This window comes from Polaribacter litorisediminis, assembly GCF_019968605.1.
Lineage (GTDB): Bacteria > Bacteroidota > Bacteroidia > Flavobacteriales > Flavobacteriaceae > Polaribacter > Polaribacter litorisediminis.
The window spans coordinates 1,896,563-1,920,264 of the sequence record NZ_CP082966.1 but is presented as its reverse complement, the minus strand read 5'-3'; the positions used below and the strand labels follow the sequence as shown (position 1 = coordinate 1,920,264).

The 23,702-nt window shown below is 30.9% G+C and carries 22 protein-coding genes and 1 CRISPR repeat array; of the genes, 18 read left to right on the top strand and 4 right to left on the bottom strand.

All coding sequences use genetic code 11. The annotated features are described in order from the left end of the window. The first annotated feature begins 5 nt into the window (after positions 1–5). The 4 genes from K8354_RS08300 (at position 6) to ald (ending at position 4,097) form a co-directional block, all read left to right on the top strand. Entirely contained in the window at positions 6–566 is a 561-nt protein-coding gene (locus K8354_RS08300; protein WP_223447159.1) for an RNA polymerase sigma factor, read from the top strand. Beyond that, positions 553–1,368 carry a hypothetical protein gene (locus K8354_RS08295; protein WP_223447158.1) on the top strand — a complete coding sequence of 272 codons (816 nt, stop codon included), beginning with the start codon at positions 553–555 and terminating at the stop codon, positions 1,366–1,368. Before K8354_RS08300 ends, K8354_RS08295 begins: the two co-directional genes overlap by 14 nt. 236 nt (positions 1,369–1,604) lie before the next feature. Further along, a complete protein-coding gene (locus K8354_RS08290; protein WP_223447157.1) occupies positions 1,605–2,561 on the top strand; it encodes a hypothetical protein in 957 nt (318 codons plus the stop codon). 453 nt (positions 2,562–3,014) lie between these two features. After that, positions 3,015–4,097 (top strand): alanine dehydrogenase, encoded by a 1,083-nt coding sequence (gene ald, locus K8354_RS08285; RefSeq protein ID WP_223447634.1) that lies wholly within the window; start codon positions 3,015–3,017, stop codon positions 4,095–4,097. Positions 4,098–4,143: 46 nt separating this feature from the next. On the opposite strand, the gene K8354_RS08280 is transcribed toward ald, so the two are convergent. After that, entirely contained in the window at positions 4,144–5,031 is an 888-nt protein-coding gene (locus K8354_RS08280) for a sterol desaturase family protein (protein ID WP_223447156.1), read from the bottom strand. A 101-nt stretch (positions 5,032–5,132) separates the two neighbouring features. Here K8354_RS08280 and rpsF point away from each other — a divergent pair, with 101 nt between their 5' ends. From rpsF to rplI, 3 genes are read left to right on the top strand one after another with little or no spacing between them, the layout of a single operon-like run. Next, positions 5,133–5,474: a 30S ribosomal protein S6 gene (gene rpsF / locus K8354_RS08275; RefSeq protein ID WP_223447155.1), complete on the top strand. Its 342-nt coding sequence runs from the start codon at positions 5,133–5,135 to the stop codon at positions 5,472–5,474. Positions 5,475–5,477: 3 nt separating this feature from the next. Beyond that, the gene (gene rpsR / locus K8354_RS08270; RefSeq protein WP_223447153.1) at positions 5,478–5,774 is read left to right on the top strand and encodes a 30S ribosomal protein S18; all 297 of its coding nucleotides are present in this window, start codon (positions 5,478–5,480) and stop codon (positions 5,772–5,774) included. A gap of 16 nt (positions 5,775–5,790) precedes the next feature. Then, positions 5,791–6,237, top strand: a complete 447-nt coding sequence (gene rplI, locus K8354_RS08265; protein ID WP_223447152.1) for a 50S ribosomal protein L9 — start codon at positions 5,791–5,793, stop codon at positions 6,235–6,237. 476 nt (positions 6,238–6,713) lie between these two features. Here rplI and K8354_RS08260 read toward each other — a convergent pair whose 3' ends face one another. After that, on the bottom strand, positions 6,714–7,949 hold the full coding sequence (locus K8354_RS08260) for a DEAD/DEAH box helicase (protein WP_223447151.1): 1,236 nt from the start codon (positions 7,947–7,949) through the stop codon (positions 6,714–6,716). A 122-nt stretch (positions 7,950–8,071) separates the two neighbouring features. Further along, the gene (locus K8354_RS08255) at positions 8,072–8,920 is read right to left on the bottom strand and encodes a DUF2911 domain-containing protein (protein WP_223447150.1); all 849 of its coding nucleotides are present in this window, start codon (positions 8,918–8,920) and stop codon (positions 8,072–8,074) included. 343 nt (positions 8,921–9,263) lie between these two features. On the opposite strand from K8354_RS08255, the gene K8354_RS08250 reads away from it, so the two are divergent. The 11 genes from K8354_RS08250 (at position 9,264) to cas2 (ending at position 20,304) form a co-directional block, all read left to right on the top strand. Then, positions 9,264–9,596, top strand: coding sequence for an ArsR/SmtB family transcription factor (locus K8354_RS08250; RefSeq protein ID WP_223447149.1), 333 nt, complete (start codon positions 9,264–9,266; stop codon positions 9,594–9,596). Positions 9,597–9,644: 48 nt separating this feature from the next. Beyond that, a complete protein-coding gene (locus tag K8354_RS08245) occupies positions 9,645–10,268 on the top strand; it encodes an arsenate-mycothiol transferase ArsC (RefSeq protein WP_223447148.1) in 624 nt (207 codons plus the stop codon). Positions 10,269–10,271: 3 nt separating this feature from the next. Next, the gene (gene arsB, locus K8354_RS08240; RefSeq protein ID WP_223447147.1) at positions 10,272–11,306 is read left to right on the top strand and encodes an ACR3 family arsenite efflux transporter; all 1,035 of its coding nucleotides are present in this window, start codon (positions 10,272–10,274) and stop codon (positions 11,304–11,306) included. 68 nt (positions 11,307–11,374) lie between these two features. Then, positions 11,375–11,680 carry an ArsR/SmtB family transcription factor gene (locus tag K8354_RS08235; RefSeq protein ID WP_223447146.1) on the top strand — a complete coding sequence of 102 codons (306 nt, stop codon included), beginning with the start codon at positions 11,375–11,377 and terminating at the stop codon, positions 11,678–11,680. Between the two features lie 50 nt (positions 11,681–11,730). Further along, on the top strand, positions 11,731–11,967 hold the full coding sequence (locus K8354_RS08230; protein ID WP_223447145.1) for a thioredoxin family protein: 237 nt from the start codon (positions 11,731–11,733) through the stop codon (positions 11,965–11,967). 12 nt (positions 11,968–11,979) lie between these two features. Continuing rightward, complete coding sequence (locus K8354_RS08225) at positions 11,980–12,957, top strand: permease (protein ID WP_223447144.1); 978 nt, start codon at positions 11,980–11,982, stop codon at positions 12,955–12,957. Positions 12,958–12,976: 19 nt separating this feature from the next. Then, positions 12,977–13,384, top strand: coding sequence for a nitrophenyl compound nitroreductase subunit ArsF family protein (locus tag K8354_RS08220; RefSeq protein WP_223447143.1), 408 nt, complete (start codon positions 12,977–12,979; stop codon positions 13,382–13,384). 27 nt (positions 13,385–13,411) lie between these two features. Beyond that, positions 13,412–14,122: an aromatic aminobenezylarsenical efflux permease ArsG family transporter gene (locus tag K8354_RS08215; RefSeq protein WP_223447142.1), complete on the top strand. Its 711-nt coding sequence runs from the start codon at positions 13,412–13,414 to the stop codon at positions 14,120–14,122. Positions 14,123–14,835: 713 nt separating this feature from the next. Continuing rightward, positions 14,836–19,059, top strand: coding sequence for a type II CRISPR RNA-guided endonuclease Cas9 (cas9, locus tag K8354_RS08210; protein ID WP_223447141.1), 4,224 nt, complete (start codon positions 14,836–14,838; stop codon positions 19,057–19,059). Positions 19,060–19,070: 11 nt separating this feature from the next. Further along, complete coding sequence (gene cas1, locus K8354_RS08205; protein WP_223447140.1) at positions 19,071–19,961, top strand: type II CRISPR-associated endonuclease Cas1; 891 nt, start codon at positions 19,071–19,073, stop codon at positions 19,959–19,961. A gap of 4 nt (positions 19,962–19,965) precedes the next feature. Next, complete coding sequence (gene cas2 / locus K8354_RS08200; protein ID WP_223447139.1) at positions 19,966–20,304, top strand: CRISPR-associated endonuclease Cas2; 339 nt, start codon at positions 19,966–19,968, stop codon at positions 20,302–20,304. A 172-nt stretch (positions 20,305–20,476) separates the two neighbouring features. Beyond that, a CRISPR array of direct repeats spans positions 20,477–23,332; the repeat unit is 46 nt; unit sequence CTTGCGATTCCTCGCGTAAAAATACAATTTGAAATCAATTCACAAC. 78 nt (positions 23,333–23,410) lie between these two features. On the opposite strand, the gene K8354_RS08195 is transcribed toward cas2, so the two are convergent. After that, positions 23,411–23,602, bottom strand: a complete 192-nt coding sequence (locus tag K8354_RS08195; RefSeq protein ID WP_223447138.1) for a hypothetical protein — start codon at positions 23,600–23,602, stop codon at positions 23,411–23,413. Positions 23,603–23,702: the final 100 nt, after the last annotated feature.

The following is a 23,702-nucleotide window of genomic DNA, read 5'->3' as shown; positions in this document are numbered from 1 at the left end:
GAGGCTTGAAAATTATAAAACTACATAACTCACAAAAAACGCTCATTAAAAAAGCTAGCAATCATAATAGAGAAGCGCAACAGCATTTGTTTGAGGAGCATTCTCCGAAAATGTTGGGGGTTTGTAGGCAATATGTAAAAGATTTGCATCATGCAGAAGATTTATTATTGCAAGGTTTCTTAAAAGTATTTGCCAATTTACACACTTTTAAACACGAAGGTAGTTTTGAGGGATGGATAAGGCGAATTATGGTAAACACGTGCATTTCTTATTTAAGAAAGAAAAACTTCGTCGATTTATCTGATGAAGAGTATGTTTTTAATGATGTCGCCACAGAAAATTTAGAAAACACTTCTGTAGAAGATATTCAAAAATTAATCGATCAATTGCCAGCAGGATACAAAATGGTATTTAATTTATATGCTATTGAAGGGTATAAACATTCTGAAATTTCTAAAAAATTAGGCGTTTCTGAAAGTACATCAAAATCGCAGTTATTTAAAGCACGTAAATTATTGCAACAAAATTATATTAAAATGAATAGAACAGTTAATGGAAACAAATAAAATAGATAAAAACATACAAAATAAGTTTCAGAATAGAACTTTTAAACCATCAGCTTCTGCATGGGAGCGTTTATCTGTGCAACTAGATGAGCAACCCAAACCAAAGAAAATTGGTTGGTTTTTTTATATAAGCGCAGCAGCAAGTATTTTATTGTTGGTTTCAATCGGAATTCAATTATTTTCTGAGGATACAAAAGATTTTATTCCGAAAAATGAAGTAGTAGTTTCTCCAATTGACAAAACAATAATCAATACAAATATTGATAAATTTATTAAGGAAGTTCCATCAGAGGAAGCAATTGTAAAGAAAGATAAGGTTGATAAAGAAATAGATTTGAATACAAATGCTGTTGTAAAAAAGAATAATAATGCACTTAAAAAGTATAAGAAATCTCAAAAAATAAAGATAGTTTCAGAAAAAGAAAAAATTATCATTGCAAAGATGGAAGCGCTACCAATTGTACATCTGGCGAGGGAGGAACCAATTAAAAATAAGATAGAACGATTAAAACAAAACCCCAATGTCAGCATAAAAGTTAATAGCGAAGATTTGTTATACGCGGTAACAAATTCTCCAGAAGATGTAAAAAAATATTATGCAAAATATAATGTGAATAGGGCAGGTGTTTTAAAAACGATTCAAAATCAGCTGAAGGAATCTAATTTAAGTGTAGATCCAAATACTATTCTAGCAGAAGTAGAGCGCACGATAGATGACGATGTTTTTCAGAATAATTTTATGAAATCATTAAAAAGAAGAGTTACAGATATTGCCTCTGCAATTACCAGTAGAAATGATTAGCACTGTCTTTGTTGATTACGAAGCAATCTCTATGTAAAATTAAATAACAATTTAAATATAAACCAAAGAATATAAATTTAAAATCTATTAAAATGAAAAAAACAGTACTAATTTTATTGTTGTTATGTGCAACGATTACGCAATCTCAAGAGAAAACATTTGAGAAAGAAGTTATGAAAATATCACAAAGAATCGAGAAGATTACCAAGCTGTAAAAAGATTCTTTAAAAGCAAAAGTGATTCATATTGATAAAAGACTAGAGAAAGAAGAAATTACAAAAACTATGGCAGAAACTTTAAAGAAAGAGGTTGCTGCGTATCATGCAAGAAAAATTGAAACATTAGTAGGCGCGCAAGAACGTTTATTGCAAGAGTTAGTGCAAGATAAAACAAACGGAAAAATTGCCAGTTCAGAGGAAGAAAATTTTAATAAAGATGCGTTAAATACATTTACAGTGGGGCGCAAAACATTTCGTTTTTCTGTAAATGAAGAAGATAATAAAGAAACTAAAGATAATCCTAATAGAAGAAAAAATAGAGGTTTTGGCAACAGAACAACCACGCAGTTTGTATTTGCGCTTGGCGTTAATAATGTTTTAAATGATAACGATTTTTCATCTTTAAATAATTCTGAATATCAATTTTGGAGATCTCGTTTTTATGAAATAGGTTTTACATGGAAAACAAGAATATCTAAAAAACCGTCTCAATTGTATTTTAAATATGGTTTTTCATTTCTTTGGAATAATTTACGATTAGAGGACAATAGGCTGCATGTTAAAAATGATGAGATTACTGAAATTGCAACATTTTCAAATCAATTATCAGAAAGTAGATTACGTCATGTGCAAATGAATTTTCCAATGCATTTAGAGTGGGATTTATCTAAAAATAGAGTGTACAAAGATGGTGGCGTGTCAGATAGAACGAACCGAGCTGTTCGTTTGGGAGTTGGCGGTTTTGTTGGTTTTAAGTTAGGCACAAGACAATATTTAGAATATGTGGACACAGATAATATCGATATAAAACAAATACAATACGATAATTTTAATATGAATACTATAAATTATGGTTTGAGTACTTATGTGGGGTATAAATCTACTAGCTTGTATCTGAAATACGATTTGAATCCTTTGTTTAAAAATACGGAAACTAGAAATATATCGATGGGAATTCGCTTCGATTTTAATTAATCGATAAAATGAAACTTTATTTTTTGTTAACAAAGCCGTTGTATTTGCAACGGCTTTGTCATTCATTTTAGTTATCGATTTCTATTTATTTACTTATTCTCATTTTTTTAAGATAAAAATTTAGTGTTGTCCGATTAAAATTAGCTAAAGTGTTTTAAAGTATTGATAGTCTTGATTTTAAAGAGTTTTTAAAGTAGTACCCTTGCTATTAAAACCGCTTTAGAATTTATGATGCATCGAAAAATTTAAAATCGTAATAATATTGTTTTTCAGTTAGTTACATTCAAGTCTTTGTTCTTGATTCTAACAGCGAAAGCGGTCTTTTTATCTTTTATCGGACAACAATGATAAAAATTTATGAATCGGTAAAAATTAAATCTTGAAACATTTATGATTATGAATACTAAAAAAGATATTACTTTTAACATTTTTAAAACTAAAATCGATTTTAGCATGAAAATTGGAATTCCTAAGGAAATTAAAAATAACGAAAGTAGAGTTGGCATGACGCCAGCAGGTGTTTTTGAATTAACAAAAAGAAATCATACTGTTTTTGTACAATCTACTGCCGGGGAGGGTAGTGGTTTTTTTGATAAAGTATATCAAGATGTAGGGGCAACCATTTTACCTACTATAGAAGATGTTTACAGTCAAAGTGATATGATTGTAAAAGTAAAAGAACCTATTGCATCGGAGTATCCTTTGATAAAAGAAAATCAAATTGTATTTACATATTTTCATTTTGCCTCTAGTGAACCTCTTACCAAGGCGATGATTGACAGTAAATCAATATGTATTGCCTATGAAACTGTTGAAGATCAAGAAGGAACGTTACCTTTATTAACACCAATGTCTGAGGTTGCAGGAAGAATGGCAATTCAGCAAGGAGCAAAATATTTAGAAAAACCAATTAAAGGTCGTGGAATCTTATTGGGCGGTGTTCCCGGAGTGGCACCCGGTAAAGTTTTAGTTTTAGGTGCTGGAGTTGTAGGGGTGCAAGCGGCTAAAATGGCTGCAGGTTTAGGTGCTCATGTTACGATTATGGATATCAACATGAAACGTTTACGGTATGTAAATGATGTGTTACCAAACCATGTTACCACTGCTTTTTCTAGCGAATATAGTATCCGACAATTGATAAAAACTCATGATTTAATTATTGGTGGTGTCTTGGTAAAAGGAGGGAAGGCTCCAAAGTTAATTACCAGAGATATGTTAAAAGAAATGAGACCAGGAACGGTCGTTGTAGATGTTGCTGTAGATCAAGGCGGATGTTTTGAAACGACCAAAGCAACCACACATGAAGCTCCTACTTATATTATAGATGATGTAGTGCATTACTGTGTTGCTAATATGCCTGGAGCTGTGCCATATACCTCTACAATTGCATTAACAAATGTTACACTTTCTTATATTTTGAAAATTGCAAATTTAGGATGGGAAAAAGCTTGTGAAACAGATGTATCCTTATCTAAAGGGTTAAACATTGTAAAAGGTGAAATTGTTTACAAAGAGTTAGAAGGTATTTTTGATTAACAAAAAACCAGTCGATATGATAAAACAAAAATAGGTATGTGTAAACTTACCTATTTTTTTTCTCCCATTCTTTTCTTAAGTCTACAGAAGATATTCCCGTTCCATCATGTTTCCATCCCGGTGGTTTTGTAAAATATTTTAATTTATTGATGATGCCCGTTTTTGATGTCAAAAAGTCGGTAAACATCAAATACCATTCTGCAAAAGCAATTTTTATGGGGTTATACGATTCAATATCTTTTACCAGTCCATACTTGGGCTGTTCTACTTCTGGCTCAAAAGTATTAAAAAGCTTATCCCAAATAATAAAAATACCGGCATGATTTCTATCTAAATATTGCGGATTTGTAGCATGATGCACTCTATGATGACTCGGTGTGTTAAAAATAGCTTCAAACCATTTTGGCATTTTGTCAATTAATTCAGTATGAATCCAATATTGATAAATTAAACTAATAGATATTTGAACTAATACCATTACAGGGTGAAATCCAATTAAAATTAAGGGAATCCAAAAGGCAAACGTATAAAAACTACCAGACCAAGTCTGTCGTAAAGCCGTACTTAAATTATATTTTTTTGAGGAATGATGTACTACGTGGCTCGCCCAAAAGAACCTGCTTTCATGACTAATTCTATGAAACCAGTAATAGGTAAAATCCTCAGCAAATAGAATAAGAACCCAAGACCACCAAACAAATGGGATTGTAAAAAATCTAAATTTATAGAAAAATAAAAACACGCCTAAAATTATTGTCTTTGTAAACAACCCTATAAAAACATTACCCAAACCCATTAAAATAGAAGTGCTAGCATCTTTTAATTCGTATTCTTTAGATTTTATGCTAATCGTTAAAATGACTTCAAGGATTACAGTGGCTATAAAAAATGGAATCGCGAAGTGAATTAAGTTGGGTATTTCAGGTATTTGCATATCAGTATTTTAAATAATTTTTTAAAGTTCTAAAAAGCAGTCGTAAATATAAAAAAGTTATTATATTTGCACCCTTAAAAATAAACAATAAATTATCAATTATGAATCATTACGAAACTGTTTTCATTTTGAATCCCGTTTTATCTGATACTCAGATAAAGGAAACAGTACAAAAGTTTAACGACTATTTGGTTTCTAAAGGTGCCGAAATGATTTCAAAAGAAGATTGGGGCTTAAAAAAATTAGCATATCCAATTCAAAAGAAAAAAAGTGGTTTTTATCACTTATTAGAGTTCAAAATAGCTGGTGAAGAAATCAGTGCTTTAGAGTTAGAGTTTAGAAGAGATGATAGCGTTATGCGTTATTTAACCGTAAGACTTGACAAACATGCTGCTGCATGGGCAAAAATTAGAACTGAACGTGTTAAATCTACAAAAAAATAAGGTATGGCATCAATAGAACAACAAGCAAAAGGTGGTAAATCTGCTGACGTTAGATATTTAACTCCGTTAGATATTGAAACAAAAAAAGAAGCTAAATACTGTAGATTTAAGAAAAAAGGTATCAAGTACATCGATTATAAAGATGCAGATTTCTTAATGTATTTAGTAAACGAACAAGGTAAGATTTTGCCAAGACGTTTAACAGGAACTTCATTAAAATATCAACGTAAAGTTGCGCAAGCAATTAAAAGGTGTCGCCATTTAGCGCTAATGCCTTATGTTGGTGATATGTTAAAATAATTAAAGAGGTAGAATCATGGAATTGATATTAAGACAAGACATAGAAAACTTAGGATTTAAAGATGATGTGGTATCTGTAAAAAACGGATATGGTAGAAATTTTTTAATCCCTACAGGACAAGCAATTTTAGCTACTTCATCTGCAAAAAAAGTATTGGCAGAGAATCTAAAACAAAGAGCTTATAAAGAGGCTAAATTAATTGCAGATGCTAATGAAATAGCAGAAACAATTAAAGGATATGAAATACAAATTGCATCTAAAACAGGTTCAGGAGACAAATTATTTGGTTCTGTAAACAACATTGATTTAGCAGCAGCTTTAGCAAAAGCAGGTACAGAAATCGATAAGAAATTTATTAAAGTGACTGGTGGTTCTGTAAAAAGATTGGGTAAATACGAAGCTTCTGTGCGTTTGCATAGAGAGGTAGTTGCCGAAGTTAGCTTTGAAGTGGTTTCTGAATAAGAAATTAACTTATATAATTTAAAAAAAGCTCGTTAGAAATAACGAGCTTTTTTTTTGTTTTATACCCATTGGGTTTCTCAATGATTTCCTATAAATTTTAAAAACATTCTCTTTAGATGCCTAAAAATAAACGAATTTACTCAGTTATTTTGATGTTGATTGGGTATACGTTTTAGTGTGTCGCATGGAATGAGCATTTTTTATTAGTGTTGTCCGATTAAAATTAGCTAAAGTGTTTTAAAGTATTGATAGTCTTGATTTTTAAGAGTTTTTAAAGTAGTACACCTTGCTATTAAAACTGCTTTAGAATTTAGGTGTATGGAAAAATTTAAAATCGTAATAATTTTGTTTTTCAGTTAGTTCCATTCAAGTCTTTGTTCTTGATTCTAACAGCGAAAGCGGTCTTTTTATCTTTTATCGGACAACAATGATTATTTATATTAGATAATCGTAACCTCGATTTTATTTTTAGAGAACTAGTACCAGCGTTTTTTATTTTTTTTAGAAGCCTCAGATTTTCTCCCTTTTTTATTTTTACTAATCGTGTTTGGTTGCACTTTTACCTTTTTAGGAGGTGTTAGCGGGTAAGGATGATCTGTAATCACTTTAATCGTTTTCTCAAGAATTTCTTCAATTTTGTAGAGGTAAGCGTCCTCATCGGGACTGCAAAAAGAAAATGCAATTCCAGATTTGCCAGCTCTACCCGTTCTACCAATTCTATGCACATAGGTTTCAGGTACATTCGGAATATCAAAATTAATAATCGCATCGACGTTGCTAATATCAATTCCTCGAGCAGCAACATCCGTAGCAATTAAAATGCTGGCTTTTTTCTCTTTAAAGTTTTCAATGGCTTTATTTCTTACAATTTGAGTTTTATCACCATGAATACTGAACACATGATAGTTGTTTTTAAGAAGTGTTTGTTCCAATTTATCAACACCGAATTTAGTACGTCTAAAAATTAAAATTCTCCCGTTAATAGTATTGCGTAATAAATGCAAACACAAATCTGTTTTATTTTTTTTAGGAAGTTTGTAGACTAACTGACCAATATTTTTTGCTGTAGTTTCTTCGGGATTTATTTGAATTTTTACAGGGTTTTTTAAGGTTGATTTTGCGAGGTCTACAATTTTATCTGGCATGGTGGCAGAAAAAAGAAGGGTCTGTTTTTTAATAGGACATAATTTCTCTATCTTTTTAACATCATTTATAAAGCCCATGTCCAACATTAAATCGGCTTCATCTAAAACAAAGATTTCTATATAACTAAGATCAACGGCACCTCGTATTTGTAAGTCGATTAATCTCCCTGGCGTTGCAATTAAAATATCAATACCTGCTTTTAAAATCTCTTTTTGAGGATCTAAAGAAACGCCTCCAAAAATAGCGGTCGTTTTTAAATCAGTGTATTTCGAGAAACTATGAAAGTTTTCTTCAATCTGAATGGCTAGTTCTCTAGTAGGTGTTACGATAATCGCTTTTATTCTTTTTTTTCTTTTTTCAGTCTCTTTTTTGCCAAGTAGTAATTGTATAATTGGCAAAGCAAATGCTGCCGTTTTACCAGTTCCTGTTTGTGCAGCAACGATTACATTTTTCTTTTCCAAAATTACGGGAATTGCTTTTTCTTGCACCAATGTTGGCGTATGAAATCGTTCTTCCTGAACTGCTTTTAAAATTAATTTGTCTAATGGTAATTCTGAAAACTGCATGCGTATGTTTTTTTAACAAAGGTAGTTTAAAAGCATTAAAACCAATATGAATTTATGGACCATAAAAAAATCTCAAGTCGTAAACTTGAGATTTTAGAATATTATGATAAGAAAAAGGAATCTTACATAGCTCCCCATTCTTTTAGAGATGCTTTATTCATTTTTACATAACCAGCGTTTTTCGCAATTTCAGCATACTTCAAAGAAGCTTTTGCTGCTGCGATTGCTCCTTTTTTATTTCCTGCCTTAGCGTGAATTAAAGACTGCTGACGTAACATCCAGTATTTTGGCGCATCAGAGGTCAATTCTATGGCTTTATCAATCCAAGTTTGTGCTTGTTTTATATCTTTACCTGCTTCTAAATAGTATACTGCAGAAGCATACATATCTTGTGCAGAAGGACCTGCCATAAGACTTTCTATTTGTTTCGATACCATAGCATCTGTAGGTACTTCAAAAGGTAGACTTACCATAGTGTTTTCCCACATTATTGCTAAATGAGCAGAAGTATTGGTTAAATTGTCAAAAGTAATTGTAAATGTTTCCACATCCATAGGGAGGCTCACGCTGTCAACCGTTACTTTAGCAACTACTTTGGTTTCATCCCATTTTGCAGGGTTTCCCCAGTTTGTGGCATCCGAATACAACATAATGTCCCAAGTTTTTTCTCCTGGAATCGTGTACAAAGCATAGGTTCCTGCTTTTATTGTTTTTCCATCAATCATAAAATCGGTAGAAAACGTTAATTTTGTATTGGCATTTGCACCTGTTCTCCAAACTTTTCCAAAATCCTCTAGTCCACCAAAGATTTTTCTTCCTCTCATGCTTGGTCTAGAATACTCTAAAGTTACTTGTGTTAAACCAACTGTTTGTTCTATTTTTTGCGCCGGACTTGGCGCTGGTGTTTTAATTTGTGCCGTTGCAGAGAATGCAAAAGTTGCTACAAATAATGATAATATAATTTTTTTCATGATTATTGATTGTTTATTTTAATTGATTCAAAATTACGATTTCAGAAAATGACAATTGTTAACAAAACCTTAAATTAAAATACAAGGTCTTTTTAAATAATTTTTGAGGTTGAGCAGGAGCTCTCATAAAAAAATCGTTATTTTTTCTTTTTTACAGGATAGAAATATGAATCTAATTATTACGGCATTTTTTTAAAGCAACATATTCTTAAAAATAAATTTTTAACAGAAGATGCCACTTCATTTTAAATATATAAAAGAAACGCTAGGAAATTATTTTAGCAAACAACCTAGAATTTTTTGGCTATTTGAATATTAATCGTAATATTGCAATAAATAAAAAATGGGATTAGCTAAAACTGAAATGTTTACCGACCAACAAAATGAAATTGCACTTTTAGCAAAAGTTTTTGGACATCCGGCGAGAGTAGCTATTTTGCAACAACTTTTTAAAATTGATGGATGCTATTGCGGAGATTTGGTCAATGAAATTGGACTAGCGCAGGCAACAATTTCACAGCATTTAAAAGAACTAAAACAGGTAGGATTAATTAAAGGAAATGTAGAGGGAACGAGTGTTTGTTATTGTATTCACGCTGGAAATTGGACCAAAATGAAAGCAACGATTTTGCCGTTTTTAAATCAAGATATTTCTAACAAAGAAGATTGCTGTTAAAATTAAAAAAATTATTGATCATTTTAAAAATTAAATAATAGTAGAACCATGCAAGCAAAATTATTTTCAGAAATAGAAAATGTAATCAAAGAATTAAATCATCAAACTATTTCAAATGAGCGTAAAGAAGTTTTAAAACCACTCATAGAATATATTCAGTACAAAGTTATACATCACCAAGAAATTAGAATCAACTTTATCTGCACTCATAATTCTCGCAGAAGTCATTTATCACAGGTCTGGGCTCAGACAATGGCTTGCTACTTTGATATTAAAAATGTGTTTTGTTATTCAGGAGGAACAGAAGCTACAGCATTGTTCTCAATGGCGGCGGAAACTTTAAAGAATTCAGGGTTTAAAATTGATCAACTTTCAGAAGGAAAAAATCCGGTATATAGCATAAAATATGCGGATAACGAGCACCCTATCATTGGTTTTTCTAAAAAATTAGACCATGTATTTAATCCGAAATCTGAATTTGCGGCCATTATGACTTGTGATGCTGCGAATGAAGCATGTCCCATTATTTTAGGTGCAGAAAAGCGCATTCCTGTTATGTACAAAGATCCGAAAGCGTTTGATAATACACCACAGCAAGCTGAAAAATACAATGAAAGAAGTATACAAATAGCGACCGAATTATGCTATGTTTTTTCCCAAATAAAATTATAAAAAATGGCATCAAAAAAATTGAGTTTTCTCGATAGAAACTTAACGCTGTGGATTTTTGTGGCAATGGCAATCGGAATAGGACTCGGGTATTTTATTCCAAATTTCCCTAAAATTATCAATTCATTCAATAGCGGAACCACAAATATTCCCATCGCAATTGGTTTAATTTTAATGATGTATCCGCCTTTGGCGAAAGTCAATTACGCATTATTGCCAAAAGTTTTTAGAAATACAAAAATTCTGTCTATTTCTTTACTTCTTAATTGGATTATTGGACCTGTATTAATGTTTCTTTTAGCCATTACCTTTTTGCGTGATTATCCAGAATATATGGTTGGATTAATTCTTATTGGTTTGGCGCGTTGTATTGCCATGGTTTTGGTTTGGAATGATTTGGCAGAAGGAAGCACCGAATATGGAGCTGGTTTAGTTGCCTTAAATAGTGTTTTTCAAGTATTTGCATATAGTTTTTATGCATGGATTTTTATAACCGTTCTTCCTCCTTATTTCGGATTTGAAGGGGCTATTGTAGATATTTCAATCGCAACCATTGCAGAAAGTGTCGCTATTTATTTAGGGATTCCATTTGTCATGGGGATCTTAAGTAGACTTGTATTCGTAAAATTAAAAGGAGAAAATTGGTATACACAAAAATTTATTCCGACCATTGCACCCATCACTTTAATAGCGCTATTATTTACAATCGTAGTGATGTTCTCTTTAAAAGGAGAGTTAATTGTTGAAATCCCGATGGATGTTTTGATTATTGCCGTTCCTTTAATACTCTATTTTACCATCATGTTTATCATTGGCTTTTTTGTAACCAAAGCAACAGGAGCTACATATGATAAAACCGCTTCGGTGGCTTTTACAGCAGCGGGTAATAATTTTGAATTGGCAATTGCCGTTGCGATTGCAGTTTTTGGATTGAACTCAGGGCAAGCATTTGCAGGAGTTATTGGACCTTTAGTAGAAGTTCCTGCCTTAATTTTATTGGTTCGAGTTTCTTTTTGGTTCAAGAAAAAATATTATTCCTAAAAAAGAATTGTGGGTAACTTTTGTTACTCTGTAATTTAAGAATCAATCGTGTATTTGCGATAAGAATTATGAAGAGAAATATAGAACCAATTGCATACCATCAAGATACCGAATCTTTAGCGAAATTTGCAAAAGCTCTTGGGCATCCAACACGTATTGCTATTTTAAAACATCTCGAAAATCAGTCTTGTTGTTTTACGGGTGATTTGGTAGCTGTATTTCCTTTGGCGCAATCTACGATTTCTCAGCATCTTAAAGAATTAAAAAATGCTGGTCTTATTCAGGGCGAATTAAAACCACCTAAAATAAAGTATTGTATCCATCAAGAAAACTGGCAAATCGCAAAATCATTATTTCAGCAATTTTTTGATTGATATTTTTTAATAATAATATCGTTTATTGGTGATAAACAAATAAAAGTAATATGACTAAAGTAATACAAGTATTAGGAACGGGATGTCCAAAATGTCAATCGATGACCAATGTTGTAAAAGAGGTTGTTTCCAATTATAAAATTGATGCAACCATCGAAAAAGTGGAAGATATTATGAAAATTATGGAGTTTAATGTTATGACTACTCCGGCACTAGTCATCGATGGTGTAATTACCATAAAGGGTAGGGTGCCTTCTAAAGAAGAAGTGTTAGCGCTTTTAAAATAACCAAATTTTATCATGTTCAATTGGGTACAAAGTATTACAGATTGGTTGGTTTATGAGGTCTTTAATTTAGAGGAAGGACACCATTTGGCAGAAGCCTTGAACTTTTTTATCTACGATACTATAAAAATTTTAATCCTGCTTTTTATTGTGATTTTTTTTATGGGAATCGTGAACAGCTACTTTCCTATAGACAAGGTTAAAAACTATTTATCAAGAAATAAATTATATGGTTTAGAGTACCTCGTGGCAAGTCTTTTTGGTGTGGTAACACCTTTCTGTTCTTGTTCCTCTGTGCCTTTATTTATTGGTTTTGTAAGAGGCGGCATTCCTTTGGGGGTCACTTTTGCTTTTTTAATTACTTCTCCATTGGTCAACGAAGTGGCAATTGGACTTTTTATAGGATTATTCGGTCTTAAAACAACGATTATCTATGTTGTAAGTGGTGTTTTATTAGGAACGGTTTCTGGTATAATTCTTCAGAAATTAAAATTAGAACGTTATTTAACACCTTGGGTAAAAGAAGTTTTAGCCAATGCAAAAAAAGAACAAGAAGTATTTATAGCCGAAAAACAAACCTTAAAGCAACGTTTGCCTTTTATTTGGGCAGAAGTACAAACCATTCTGAAAGGTATTATTCCCTATGTATTGGTAGGAATCGCCATTGGCGGATTAATGCATGGTTACATTCCTGAAGGATTTTTTGAACAATATATGAACAAAGACAATTTATTTGCAGTTCCTATAGCAACTATTTTGGCAGTACCCATGTACTCTAATGCCTCTGGCATACTCCCAGTTGTTCAAGTATTGGTATCTAAAGGGATTCCTTTAGGAACTGCCATTGCTTTTATGATGGGGGTTGTGGGCTTATCTTTACCCGAAGCGATGCTCCTAAAAAAAGTGATGACTTTAAAATTGATTGCTATATTTTTTGGTGTCGTTACACTTTGCATTATTATTTCAGGATATATATTTAATACTATTTTATAAACCATCTATCAAAATGAAAATGAAAACAATCAAATTTTTAATCGTTTTAGCCATTAGTTTACTACTTACTTCTTGCAATCATCAAAATAAAAACAAATCAACTTCTATAGATAAATCTGTCTCTAAAATGGAAGTTTTAGATTTTCACTCTACACGCAGATGTATGACGTGTAATGCCATTGAAGCAAATACAAAGTATACGTTAAACACTTATTTTGCTAAAGAGTTACAAACTGAAAAAATCACATTTCAGGTCATTAATGTGGATGAAAAAGAAAATGAAAAAATCGCTGAAAAATTTGAGGCATCAGGAACAGCATTAATATTAAACATGATTAAAAACGGAAAGGAGACGCAAATAAATTTAACCGACTTTGCTTTTATGAATGGAAATGATCAAGAAATATTTTCTAAAGAACTGAACTAAAATAGAAACGGAATTAAAAACACTTTAATGGACTTTTTGAAATGGCTATTAGAAAATTATAATATTCCAATTTTATCAGCATTTGTTCTCGGACTAATGACAGCTATTAGTCCTTGTCCTTTGGCGACCAACATAACTGCAACCGCTTTTATTTCTAAACAGATTTCTAGTAAACGTAAAGTGTTTTTAAGCGGATTTCTTTACTCTTTGGGTAGAAGTTTTAGTTATTCTGCCATTGGTCTGATTTTATATTTTGGAGCAAGTAAATTCTATATCGCTCGATTTTTCAATCAACATGGAGAGAAATATTTAGGCCCTTTATTGATCATCATTGGTTTAATTATGCTAAATATTATCAAACTTAATTTTTTAGGAAAAATAAATTTTCAAGAAAAACTATCCGAAAAATTTAAGGATAAAGGACTTTTAGGTTCTTTTTTTATAGGTGTTATTTTTGCTTTGGCATTTTGCCCGTATAGTGGTGCATTATTTTTTGGTATGTTAATTCCAATGTCTATTGCATCAGCAGACGGACTTTATTTGCCAATTGTATTTGCCTTTGGAACAGGATTACCAGTGATTCTTTTTACTTATTTATTGGCTTTTACAGCAGGAAAAGTAAGTGTGTTCTATAATAGCATTGCGAAAATTGAAAAAGTAATGCGAATAATTGCTGGTATTGTTTTCATATTGACAGGATTGTATTATGTTTCAATTTTTATGGGAATATTGGAATAGCCAAGCAAGGTTCAAGCATATTTATACCAATTTAGTTATTAAATGCCGTGTAAATAAATTGAATTATTTTTTGGTTCATTGAAATTAAAAAACAATTAGCGTAGCCTTCGTTACGGTCATTTTTTTTAATAAAAAGTAAGCGAAAAAGAAACGATTTATTACGGCATTAGATGTCTAAAATGGTATTATTTTTTGCCAAGGCTATAAATTAACGTTCGAAAAAAATAAGGACTTAAATCCACAAAGCTAGCAACTTACGAAAAAGAATGTTTGTGGATAAGTAAAATTGAACATTCTAGATATAGAAACTTTACTAATTTCTTTTAACATATTGTTGTAGGTTTAGTTGCACATAACTTTTAGCTAAAAACCCTTTATAAAATATCAAACGGTTAAGGAAACAAATTGCTTTTTATGAAAAGAACTCAGGTTGTTATAGAGTTTACTTAAATGTTTATTGATTTTAATGTATTGTCATAAAGCCACAATGAATAAGAAATATCTGTTCTCAAAACCTTAATAAAGAGAAAGCGACATTATAAATACATATAATGCCGCTTTAAATGTTTTCACAACGGAATAATCCTTATTGTGAATTGATTTCAAATTGTCCTCAAATATACAATAAAAATAATTAACCGATTTACGGGTTTACGTACAATCGTTAAATGTTTTTCACATAGTTTTATAGCAAATTTAAAAAACACAGATATATGAAAAGAATATTAGGACTAGATTTAGGAACTACATCTATAGGTTGGGCTTTGGTAAACGAAGCAGAAAAATCAAATGAAAAATCAGAAATCAGAAAATTAGGAGTTAGAATTATTCAATATGATAATTTTAGTAAAATTGATAAAAGTGGTAAAGTTTCTGAATCAAAAAATCCTGAGGCAGATTTTTTAGCTGGAAAAGGTTTGTCACCAAACGCAAGTAGAACTCTAAAAAGAGGAGCAAGAAGAAATTTACAACGTTTTAAACTTCGTAGAAAAAACCTCATTGAAATTTTAATCAAAAATAAAATCATTTCAGAGAAAACTCTATTGACAGAAGTTGGAGAAAATACAACGCATACAACATTATCTTTAAGAGCAAAATCAGCAACAGATAAAATTAATTTAGATGAATTTGCAAGAGTTTTACTATCTATAAATAAAAAGCGTGGTTATAAAAGTAGTAGAAAAGCTAAAAATGAAGAGGAGGGAAGTTTAATAGACGGAATGGCAATTGCAAAAGAATTGTATGATAATAATCTTACAGTTGGGCAATATGTTACTAACTTATTAGAAAAGGGTAAAAAGTTTATTCCTGATTTTTATCGTTCTGATTTAGAAACTGAATTTGATGCTATTTGGAACTTCCAAAAACAATTCTACCCAGAAATTTTAACAGTTGAGTTTTATCAAAAAATAGAAGGTCAAGGGCAACAAAATAGTAGAAAACGTTTTCTAGCAATTCATGGAATTTATACAGCAGAAAATAAAGGAAAAAGAGACGAAGTAAAAAAGCAACATTACAAATGGAGAAGTGATGCAATATCTAAGCAATTAAAGGTAGAAGAAGTTGCTTATGTTTTGGTTGAAATAAATAATAATCTTAATAAATCTAGTGGATATTTAGGTGCAATTAGTGACAGAAGCAAAGAGTTGTATTTTAATAATGAAACTGTTGGGCAAAATTTATATACACAAATTGTAAAAGACAATCATACATCATTAAGAAATCAGGTTTTTTATAGACAAGATTATTTAGATGAATTTGAGAAAATTTGGGAAACACAAGCAATGTTCCATGCAGAATTAACGTCAGAATTAAAAAAAGAAATTCGTGATGTAGTTATTTTTTATCAACGAAAATTAAAATCTCAAAAACATTTAATTTCTGATTGTAGGTTTGAGAAACATCATAAGGCTGTCCCAAAATCATCACCTTTATTTCAAGAATTTAAAATTTGGTCAGTTATAAATAATCTCCAATTTTTTAATAAAACCACAAAAGAAGTCCGTGAAGCGGAACACGAATTAAAAATAATGTTATTTGAAAAATTAAATCTTTTTGGAAAACTATCAGAAAAAGAGGTGCTAGACTTTGTTGGTTTAAATACAAAAATTTGGAAAACAAATTTCTCTGAAGGAATTGAAGGAAATAATACAAATCAAAAATTGTATGAAGTTTATAAGAAAATAGCAATTATTGAAGGCTATGGAGAGGATTGGGAAAAGAAAACGCCTAAAGAAATTAATTACGAATTAAAAGCAATTTTTAATGCCGTAGGGATAGATGAGGAGATTTTAGAGTTTGATGCCAATATAGAGGGTAATGATTTTGATAAACAAAAGAGTTATCAGTTTTGGCATTTATTATATGCAGCTCAAGATGATGATAAAATTTTAGCAGAAGACAAAAGAATTTACGGAAACACGAATGTTGCTTTAAAGAAAATATTACATAAGAAATATGGTTTTAAGCCAGAGTATGCAACTTTAATGGCAAAAGTTTCTTTACAACAAGATTATGGTAGTTTAAGTGCAAGAGCAATAAAAAAGATTTTACCTTTTTTAGTTGAGGGTCACGAATTTTCTGAAGCCTCTAAGCTAGCGCAATACAATCACTCGAACTCATTAACCAAAGAAGAATTAGAAAACCGTGTTTTAAAAGATAAATTAGATTTATTAACAAAAAATAGTTTAAGAAATCCTGTTGTAGAAAAAATTCTGAATCAGATGATTAATGTTATCAATCAAATTGTTGATGAATATGGTAAACCTGATGAGATACGTATTGAATTAGCAAGAGAGTTGAAAAAATCTGCTAAAGAAAGAGCGGATGCCACAGAATATATTAATAAAGCAACTTTAGAAAACGAAAAAATTAGAAAGATTTTACAATCAGAATTTCGAATAAAAAACCCAACAAGAAATGATGTTGTTAAATATAAATTATATGATGAGTTAAAGAGTAATGCTTATAAAACCTTATTTACAAATAAACATATTCCAAGAGAAAAATTATTTTCAAAAGAAATTGATATTGAACATGTTATACCTAAAGCAAAATTATTTGATGATTCTTTTTCTAATAAAACATTAGCCTACAGAAGTGTAAATTTAGAGAAAGCAGATATGTTAGCTTTCGATTTTATTAGTGATAAATACAATGCTGATTTAGAGAACTATAAAGTAAGAGTAGAAAGCGTATATAATTTAAAAGAAATTTCGAAAGGCAAATATATAAAGCTGCTACTATCAGAAAAAGATTTACCAGAAGATTTTATCGAAAGAGATTTAAGAAACAGCCAATACATAGCAAAAAAAGCAAAACAAATTCTAGAAGAAGTTTTTAGGAAAGTAACACCAACAACAGGCAGAATTACTGATAAATTACGTGAAGATTGGGATTTAATTAATGTGATGAAAGAATTAAACCTGCCAAAATATAGAGCTTTAGGTTTAACAGAATTTCAAGAAAGAAAATACGATAAAAAAGTAGAGAAAATTATAGATTGGACAAAAAGAAACGACCACAGACATCACGCAATGGATGCATTGGCGGTAGCTTTTACAACCGAAAATCACATTCAATATTTAAATAATTTAAATGCTTCAAGAGATGATACAAGTAGCGAAAAACATGCTAAAAAATATAAGCAAGAAATTAGTTTAAATGGAATTAGAAAAAAAATAACTAGAAGGTACGAACAAAAAAACGGAGGAAGCCAAAGAAAATTTATTGCTCCTGTAGATAATTTTAGAGCAGAAGCAAAAGAGCATTTAGAACAAATTTTAATTTCATTCAAAGCTAAAAATAAAGTAGTCACAAAAAATAAAAATAAAACAAAATTAAAAGGAAAAGATGTTTTTTTAGTAAAAACTCAGTTGACACCAAGAGGGCAGTTACATAAAGAAACTATCTACGGAAAATTAAAAGAAGAAATTATAAAGGTGGAAAAAGTTAACGCAAAATTTACAGAAGAGAAAATACAAACAGTTACAAAACCATTGTATAAAAAAGCTCTTTTAAAAAGATTACAAGAATTTAATGGAGATGCTAAAAAAGCGTTTACAGGAAAAAATACACTCGCTAAAAATCCGATTTATTTTAAAGAAGGAAAAGTAATGCCAGAGCAAGTGAAAACAAAAACTTTTGAAGATAATTATACGATTAGAAAAGAAGTTAATCCAGACAACTTTAAAGATTTAAAAAGTATTCAAAAAGTTATTGATTTTGGTATACGTAGAATTTTAGAAAACAGATTAACTGAGTATAATTATAAACCTAAAGAAGCATTTTCAGATTTAGGGAAAAACCCTATTTGGTTAAATAAAGAAAAAGGAATTTCAATTAAAAGAGTTTTAATTAGTGGTGTTAAGAATGCAGAGAATTTACACGCTAAAAAAGACCATTTTGGAAAAGATATTTTAGATAAAAATGTGAAAAATATAAAAGTAGATTTTGTGAGTACAGGAAATAATCATCACGTTGCTATTTATCAAGACGAAAAAGGTAATTTACAAGAACAAGTGGTTTCGTTATTTGGGGCTATAGCAAGAGTTAATGCAGGTTTGCCAATAATAGATAAAGGACTTAATGCTAATATTGGTTGGAAGTTTTTATTTACAATGAAACAAAATGAAATGTTTCTTTTTCCTACGGATGATTTTAATCCAAAAGAAGTTGATTTAATGGATGGAATAAATCAAAAATTAATTAGTAAGAATTTGCACTATGTTCAGTCCTTATCTTCCATAAATTATGGAAATAACATAGTTAGGGATTTTGTGTTTAGGCATCATTTGGATTCTTCTAAGAAGGAGATTAAGGCACTTAAGAATGTTGCTTATTTTCACATAAAATCTCTAACAGATAAGAGATTACTTAATTGCGTTAAAGTTAGAATTAATCATATTGGAGAAATAGTGCATTTAGGAGAATATTAATGATTTGATTTATGATTAAAAGAACCATATATATTGGAAAGCCATCTTATTTAAAACTCAAACAAAAGCAATTAGTTGTTCAAGAAGTAGAAACCAAATTAATAAAAGGAACTGTCCCTATTGAAGATATTGCTCTATTAATGCTGGATCATTATCAAATAACAATAAGTAATCAGCTTTTAATACAATTACAAGGAAATAATGTAGCTGTGGTGAGTTGCGATGAACATCATTTGCCTTTTGGAATGATGTTGCCCTTATATGGGCATTCAGAATATTCCGAAAGAATAAAGTATCAGTTAGTAGCATCAGAACCTTTAAAAAAGCAATTATGGAAGCAAACTGTCGAACAGAAAATAGCCAATCAAGAAGCTTTGTTAGTTTTAAATAATAAAGTTTCAGAACCTTTAGCCGAATATAAACTGACCGTAAAAAGTGGCGATACTACTAATAGAGAAGGAATGGCAGCACAATATTATTGGAAACATTTATTTAATAATTTTTCAAGACAGCGTTTTGGAGAAGCACCCAATAATTTATTAAATTTTGGATATGCTGTTTTAAGAAGTATTGTAGCTAGAGCCTTGGTGAGTAGCGGAATGTTACCCGTTTTGGGGTTGTTTCATAAAAATAAATACAATGCCTATTGTTTGGCAGACGATATTATGGAGCCTTATAGACCTTTTGTAGATAAGTTGGTGTATAACTATGTAAATGGTTTTCGAGATCATTTTGAGTTAACCAAACAAGCCAAAGCACATATTTTAACCATTGCGACACAAGATGTTTTAATTGATGGAGTAGTAAGACCTTTATTTGTGGCAGTAACCACAACAACGGCGAGTTTATATAAATGTTTTACAGGAGAATTAAGGCAGATAAAATATCCTGAATTAGATTAAAAAAATGTCAGTAAATAGATTTAGCGCGTATAGAATTATGTGGGTATTCGTTTTTTTTGATTTGCCAACCGAAACGAAAAGAGAGCGCAAGGCTGCAAGTCTGTTTCGTAAAAAATTAATTGCAGATGGTTTTACCATGTTTCAGTTTTCAATTTATTTAAGACACTGCCCCAGTAGAGAAAATGCTAAAGTACATACAAAACGAGTAAAAAGAAGTTTGCCAAAGCACGGTAAAGTCTGTATTTTAGAAATTACAGACAAGCAGTTTGGCAATATGGAATTGTTTCACGGAATTAAGGAAGTAGATGTACCACAACCCACACAACAATTACAATTATTTTAATTTTGTCATTGCGCAAGAGGAACGATTGAAGCAATCTTTTTATGGAAACGAACAAAGTAGTACAAATAAAAAAACGGAAAAAATGCTAATTCGACAATATGAACAGAGTAATTTTTCCAATTCAAAAAAAGAATCCCAAAGTATTGATTTTACTCAATATTTTGGGATTGACCTTGCGATTCCTCGCGTAAAAATACAATTTGAAATCAATTCACAACAATTAACTTTAACCGATGTTGTAAAATCGTCTTGCGATTCCTCGCGTAAAAATACAATTTGAAATCAATTCACAACCAAGCAACCATTTACAATGCTCATTGGTAACTTGCGATTCCTCGCGTAAAAATACAATTTGAAATCAATTCACAACACAATCGCTGCATTAACTCCTGGAACTGCTCTTGCGATTCCTCGCGTAAAAATACAATTTGAAATCAATTCACAACAATCTATTCTTGTTGGCGTTCCTGTTTTTGCTTGCGATTCCTCGCGTAAAAATACAATTTGAAATCAATTCACAACAATGAATAAATAAACAAAAAGTATGAAAATCTTGCGATTCCTCGCGTAAAAATACAATTTGAAATCAATTCACAACGTGCAAGGGATAGTAGTAATTCAACTCCGTCTTGCGATTCCTCGCGTAAAAATACAATTTGAAATCAATTCACAACACCAAGAAACGATATTACTTTTTCATCAAACTTGCGATTCCTCGCGTAAAAATACAATTTGAAATCAATTCACAACAGTTCCTTTGTGGCTAATATTTTGTAACTCCTTGCGATTCCTCGCGTAAAAATACAATTTGAAATCAATTCACAACATAGTTTATTGGATTATTTCTTGTTCCTACTTGCGATTCCTCGCGTAAAAATACAATTTGAAATCAATTCACAACGAAATCGTTGCATTGAATTCGTCAAACGTCCTTGCGATTCCTCGCGTAAAAATACAATTTGAAATCAATTCACAACAGCTGAGCCGTTTATGGTGTCAAAAGAATACTTGCGATTCCTCGCGTAAAAATACAATTTGAAATCAATTCACAACCCAAAGGTGGTAGTAGAAGTTTTTGCAATACTTGCGATTCCTCGCGTAAAAATACAATTTGAAATCAATTCACAACTAATACAAAGTATGAAAGAGTTCAAATATACTTGCGATTCCTCGCGTAAAAATACAATTTGAAATCAATTCACAACGGCGCTACATCGTAAGAAATTACGCTATCTCTTGCGATTCCTCGCGTAAAAATACAATTTGAAATCAATTCACAACGTTTATCGCTAATGATATTACTTTAGAAGCCTTGCGATTCCTCGCGTAAAAATACAATTTGAAATCAATTCACAACCAAAACATTTATAAAGAAACGGATGTAAACCTTGCGATTCCTCGCGTAAAAATACAATTTGAAATCAATTCACAACAAGAATGGTTTTATGGAATATAAAAATTTACTTGCGATTCCTCGCGTAAAAATACAATTTGAAATCAATTCACAACCCTTTAGAATTAATAAAATCATCAATCCAGCTTGCGATTCCTCGCGTAAAAATACAATTTGAAATCAATTCACAACCCATCCCCTAAAACTAAACTATCTAAAGTCCTTGCGATTCCTGGCGTAAAAATACAATTTGAAATCAATTCACAACGTATCTTTACAACGTTCGATGAGTTTTACTCTTGCGATTCCTCGCGTAAAAATACAATTTGAAATCAATTCACAACCCAGCGGAACGAAGCACTTTAAGAAGTAAGCTTGCGATTCCTCGCGTAAAAATACAATTTGAAATCAATTCACAACGATTAATTATGACTTTTAGAAATTACATATCTTGCGATTCCTCGCGTAAAAATACAATTTGAAATCAATTCACAACATATTAGTTAAGTTTACATTTCTATCATTTCTTGCGATTCCTCGCGTAAAAATACAATTTGAAATCAATTCACAACTACATCCATGTTTTCTTCTATTTCTTTAAACTTGCGATTCCTCGCGTAAAAATACAATTTGAAATCAATTCACAACCAGTAGTATAACTTTTTTTAGCCATCACTGCTTGCGATTCCTCGCGTAAAAATACAATTTGAAATCAATTCACAACAACTAGGCTTCAATCCTTTTTGGTATATTTCTTGCGATTCCTCGCGTAAAAATACAATTTGAAATCAATTCACAACTTCTTAAATCATAGCTTAAAGTGGTATTAGCTTGCGATTCCTCGCGTAAAAATACAATTTGAAATCAATTCACAACGCGTAAAGTAAAAGAATGGTTATTATTAAACTTGCGATTCCTCGCGTAAAAATACAATTTGAAATCAATTCACAACATGCAATAATTGAATATAATAATTTACTAGCTTGCGATTCCTCGCGTAAAAATACAATTTGAAATCAATTCACAACGTAAATCAACCCTCAAAAATACCAAACTTTCTTGCGATTCCTCGCGTAAAAATACAATTTGAAATCAATTCACAACGTTTTCAATGGGCGAAGATTCATACTTTTTCTTGCGATTCCTCGCGTAAAAATACAATTTGAAATCAATTCACAACGTTTAAATAGTTTGTCTTTTGGTTTTGGAGCTTGCGATTCCTCGCGTAAAAATACAATTTGAAATCAATTCACAACACTTGGAATGTTACAACTGATGGTGGGGATCTTGCGATTCCTCGCGTAAAAATACAATTTGAAATCAATTCACAACTAGCACACAAAACTACATCCTCTGGGAATGCTTGCGATTCCTCGCGTAAAAATACAATTTGAAATCAATTCACAACTAATTTCGTTTTCTAACCTTGCTACATTTTCTTGCGATTCCTCGCGTAAAAATACAATTTGAAATCAATTCACAACTGAAAAGCTTCATCGGAAACTCTTCATCGCCTTGCGATTCCTCGCGTAAAAATACAATTTGAAATCAATTCACAACATGTAATATGGGTTACTATACACGAATACCTTGCGATTCCTCGCGTAAAAATACAATTTGAAATCAATTCCTTATAAAATAAATCAGTTTCTAATTTTTTAAACTATTTTAAAGGATTGCTTCAAGAAACACATCTCTATGAAAAAAATACAATTACCCTAATTTTCCATCACCATCAATATCTTTACCCAGATGTTTTTCTAAAGTGATCAATGTTTTTCTTAAAAGTTGTTGGGTTTTAGAAAGTTCGTTTTCTAATGCTGCAACTCTCTGTTCCAGATTCGCTGCTTTTTCGCTTTGTTCGTTTATCTCACTTTGTTGAATTAAATCCCAGAAAAGACCCATAATTTTATTTTTTTTAACTTAAATGTATATTAAGAACAGAAAAATACGCATAAATATCACAGTTTTAATGAAAATTAATATATTTTTTCCGTAAAGTTCA

Coding starts and splice junctions, on each gene's coding strand:
- K8354_RS08295 (WP_223447158.1), top strand. CDS start 553: ATGGAAACAAATAAAATAGATAAAAACATACAAAATAAGTTTCAGAAT.
- ald (WP_223447634.1), top strand. CDS start 3,015: ATGAAAATTGGAATTCCTAAGGAAATTAAAAATAACGAAAGTAGAGTT.
- K8354_RS08280 (WP_223447156.1), bottom strand. CDS start 5,031: ATGCAAATACCTGAAATACCCAACTTAATTCACTTCGCGATTCCATTT.
- rpsF (WP_223447155.1), top strand. CDS start 5,133: ATGAATCATTACGAAACTGTTTTCATTTTGAATCCCGTTTTATCTGAT.
- rpsR (WP_223447153.1), top strand. CDS start 5,478: ATGGCATCAATAGAACAACAAGCAAAAGGTGGTAAATCTGCTGACGTT.
- rplI (WP_223447152.1), top strand. CDS start 5,791: ATGGAATTGATATTAAGACAAGACATAGAAAACTTAGGATTTAAAGAT.
- K8354_RS08260 (WP_223447151.1), bottom strand. CDS start 7,949: ATGCAGTTTTCAGAATTACCATTAGACAAATTAATTTTAAAAGCAGTT.
- K8354_RS08255 (WP_223447150.1), bottom strand. CDS start 8,920: ATGAAAAAAATTATATTATCATTATTTGTAGCAACTTTTGCATTCTCT.
- K8354_RS08250 (WP_223447149.1), top strand. CDS start 9,264: ATGGGATTAGCTAAAACTGAAATGTTTACCGACCAACAAAATGAAATT.
- K8354_RS08245 (WP_223447148.1), top strand. CDS start 9,645: ATGCAAGCAAAATTATTTTCAGAAATAGAAAATGTAATCAAAGAATTA.
- arsB (WP_223447147.1), top strand. CDS start 10,272: ATGGCATCAAAAAAATTGAGTTTTCTCGATAGAAACTTAACGCTGTGG.
- K8354_RS08235 (WP_223447146.1), top strand. CDS start 11,375: ATGAAGAGAAATATAGAACCAATTGCATACCATCAAGATACCGAATCT.
- K8354_RS08230 (WP_223447145.1), top strand. CDS start 11,731: ATGACTAAAGTAATACAAGTATTAGGAACGGGATGTCCAAAATGTCAA.
- K8354_RS08225 (WP_223447144.1), top strand. CDS start 11,980: ATGTTCAATTGGGTACAAAGTATTACAGATTGGTTGGTTTATGAGGTC.
- K8354_RS08220 (WP_223447143.1), top strand. CDS start 12,977: ATGAAAACAATCAAATTTTTAATCGTTTTAGCCATTAGTTTACTACTT.
- K8354_RS08215 (WP_223447142.1), top strand. CDS start 13,412: ATGGACTTTTTGAAATGGCTATTAGAAAATTATAATATTCCAATTTTA.
- cas9 (WP_223447141.1), top strand. CDS start 14,836: ATGAAAAGAATATTAGGACTAGATTTAGGAACTACATCTATAGGTTGG.
- cas1 (WP_223447140.1), top strand. CDS start 19,071: ATGATTAAAAGAACCATATATATTGGAAAGCCATCTTATTTAAAACTC.
- cas2 (WP_223447139.1), top strand. CDS start 19,966: ATGTCAGTAAATAGATTTAGCGCGTATAGAATTATGTGGGTATTCGTT.
- K8354_RS08195 (WP_223447138.1), bottom strand. CDS start 23,602: ATGGGTCTTTTCTGGGATTTAATTCAACAAAGTGAGATAAACGAACAA.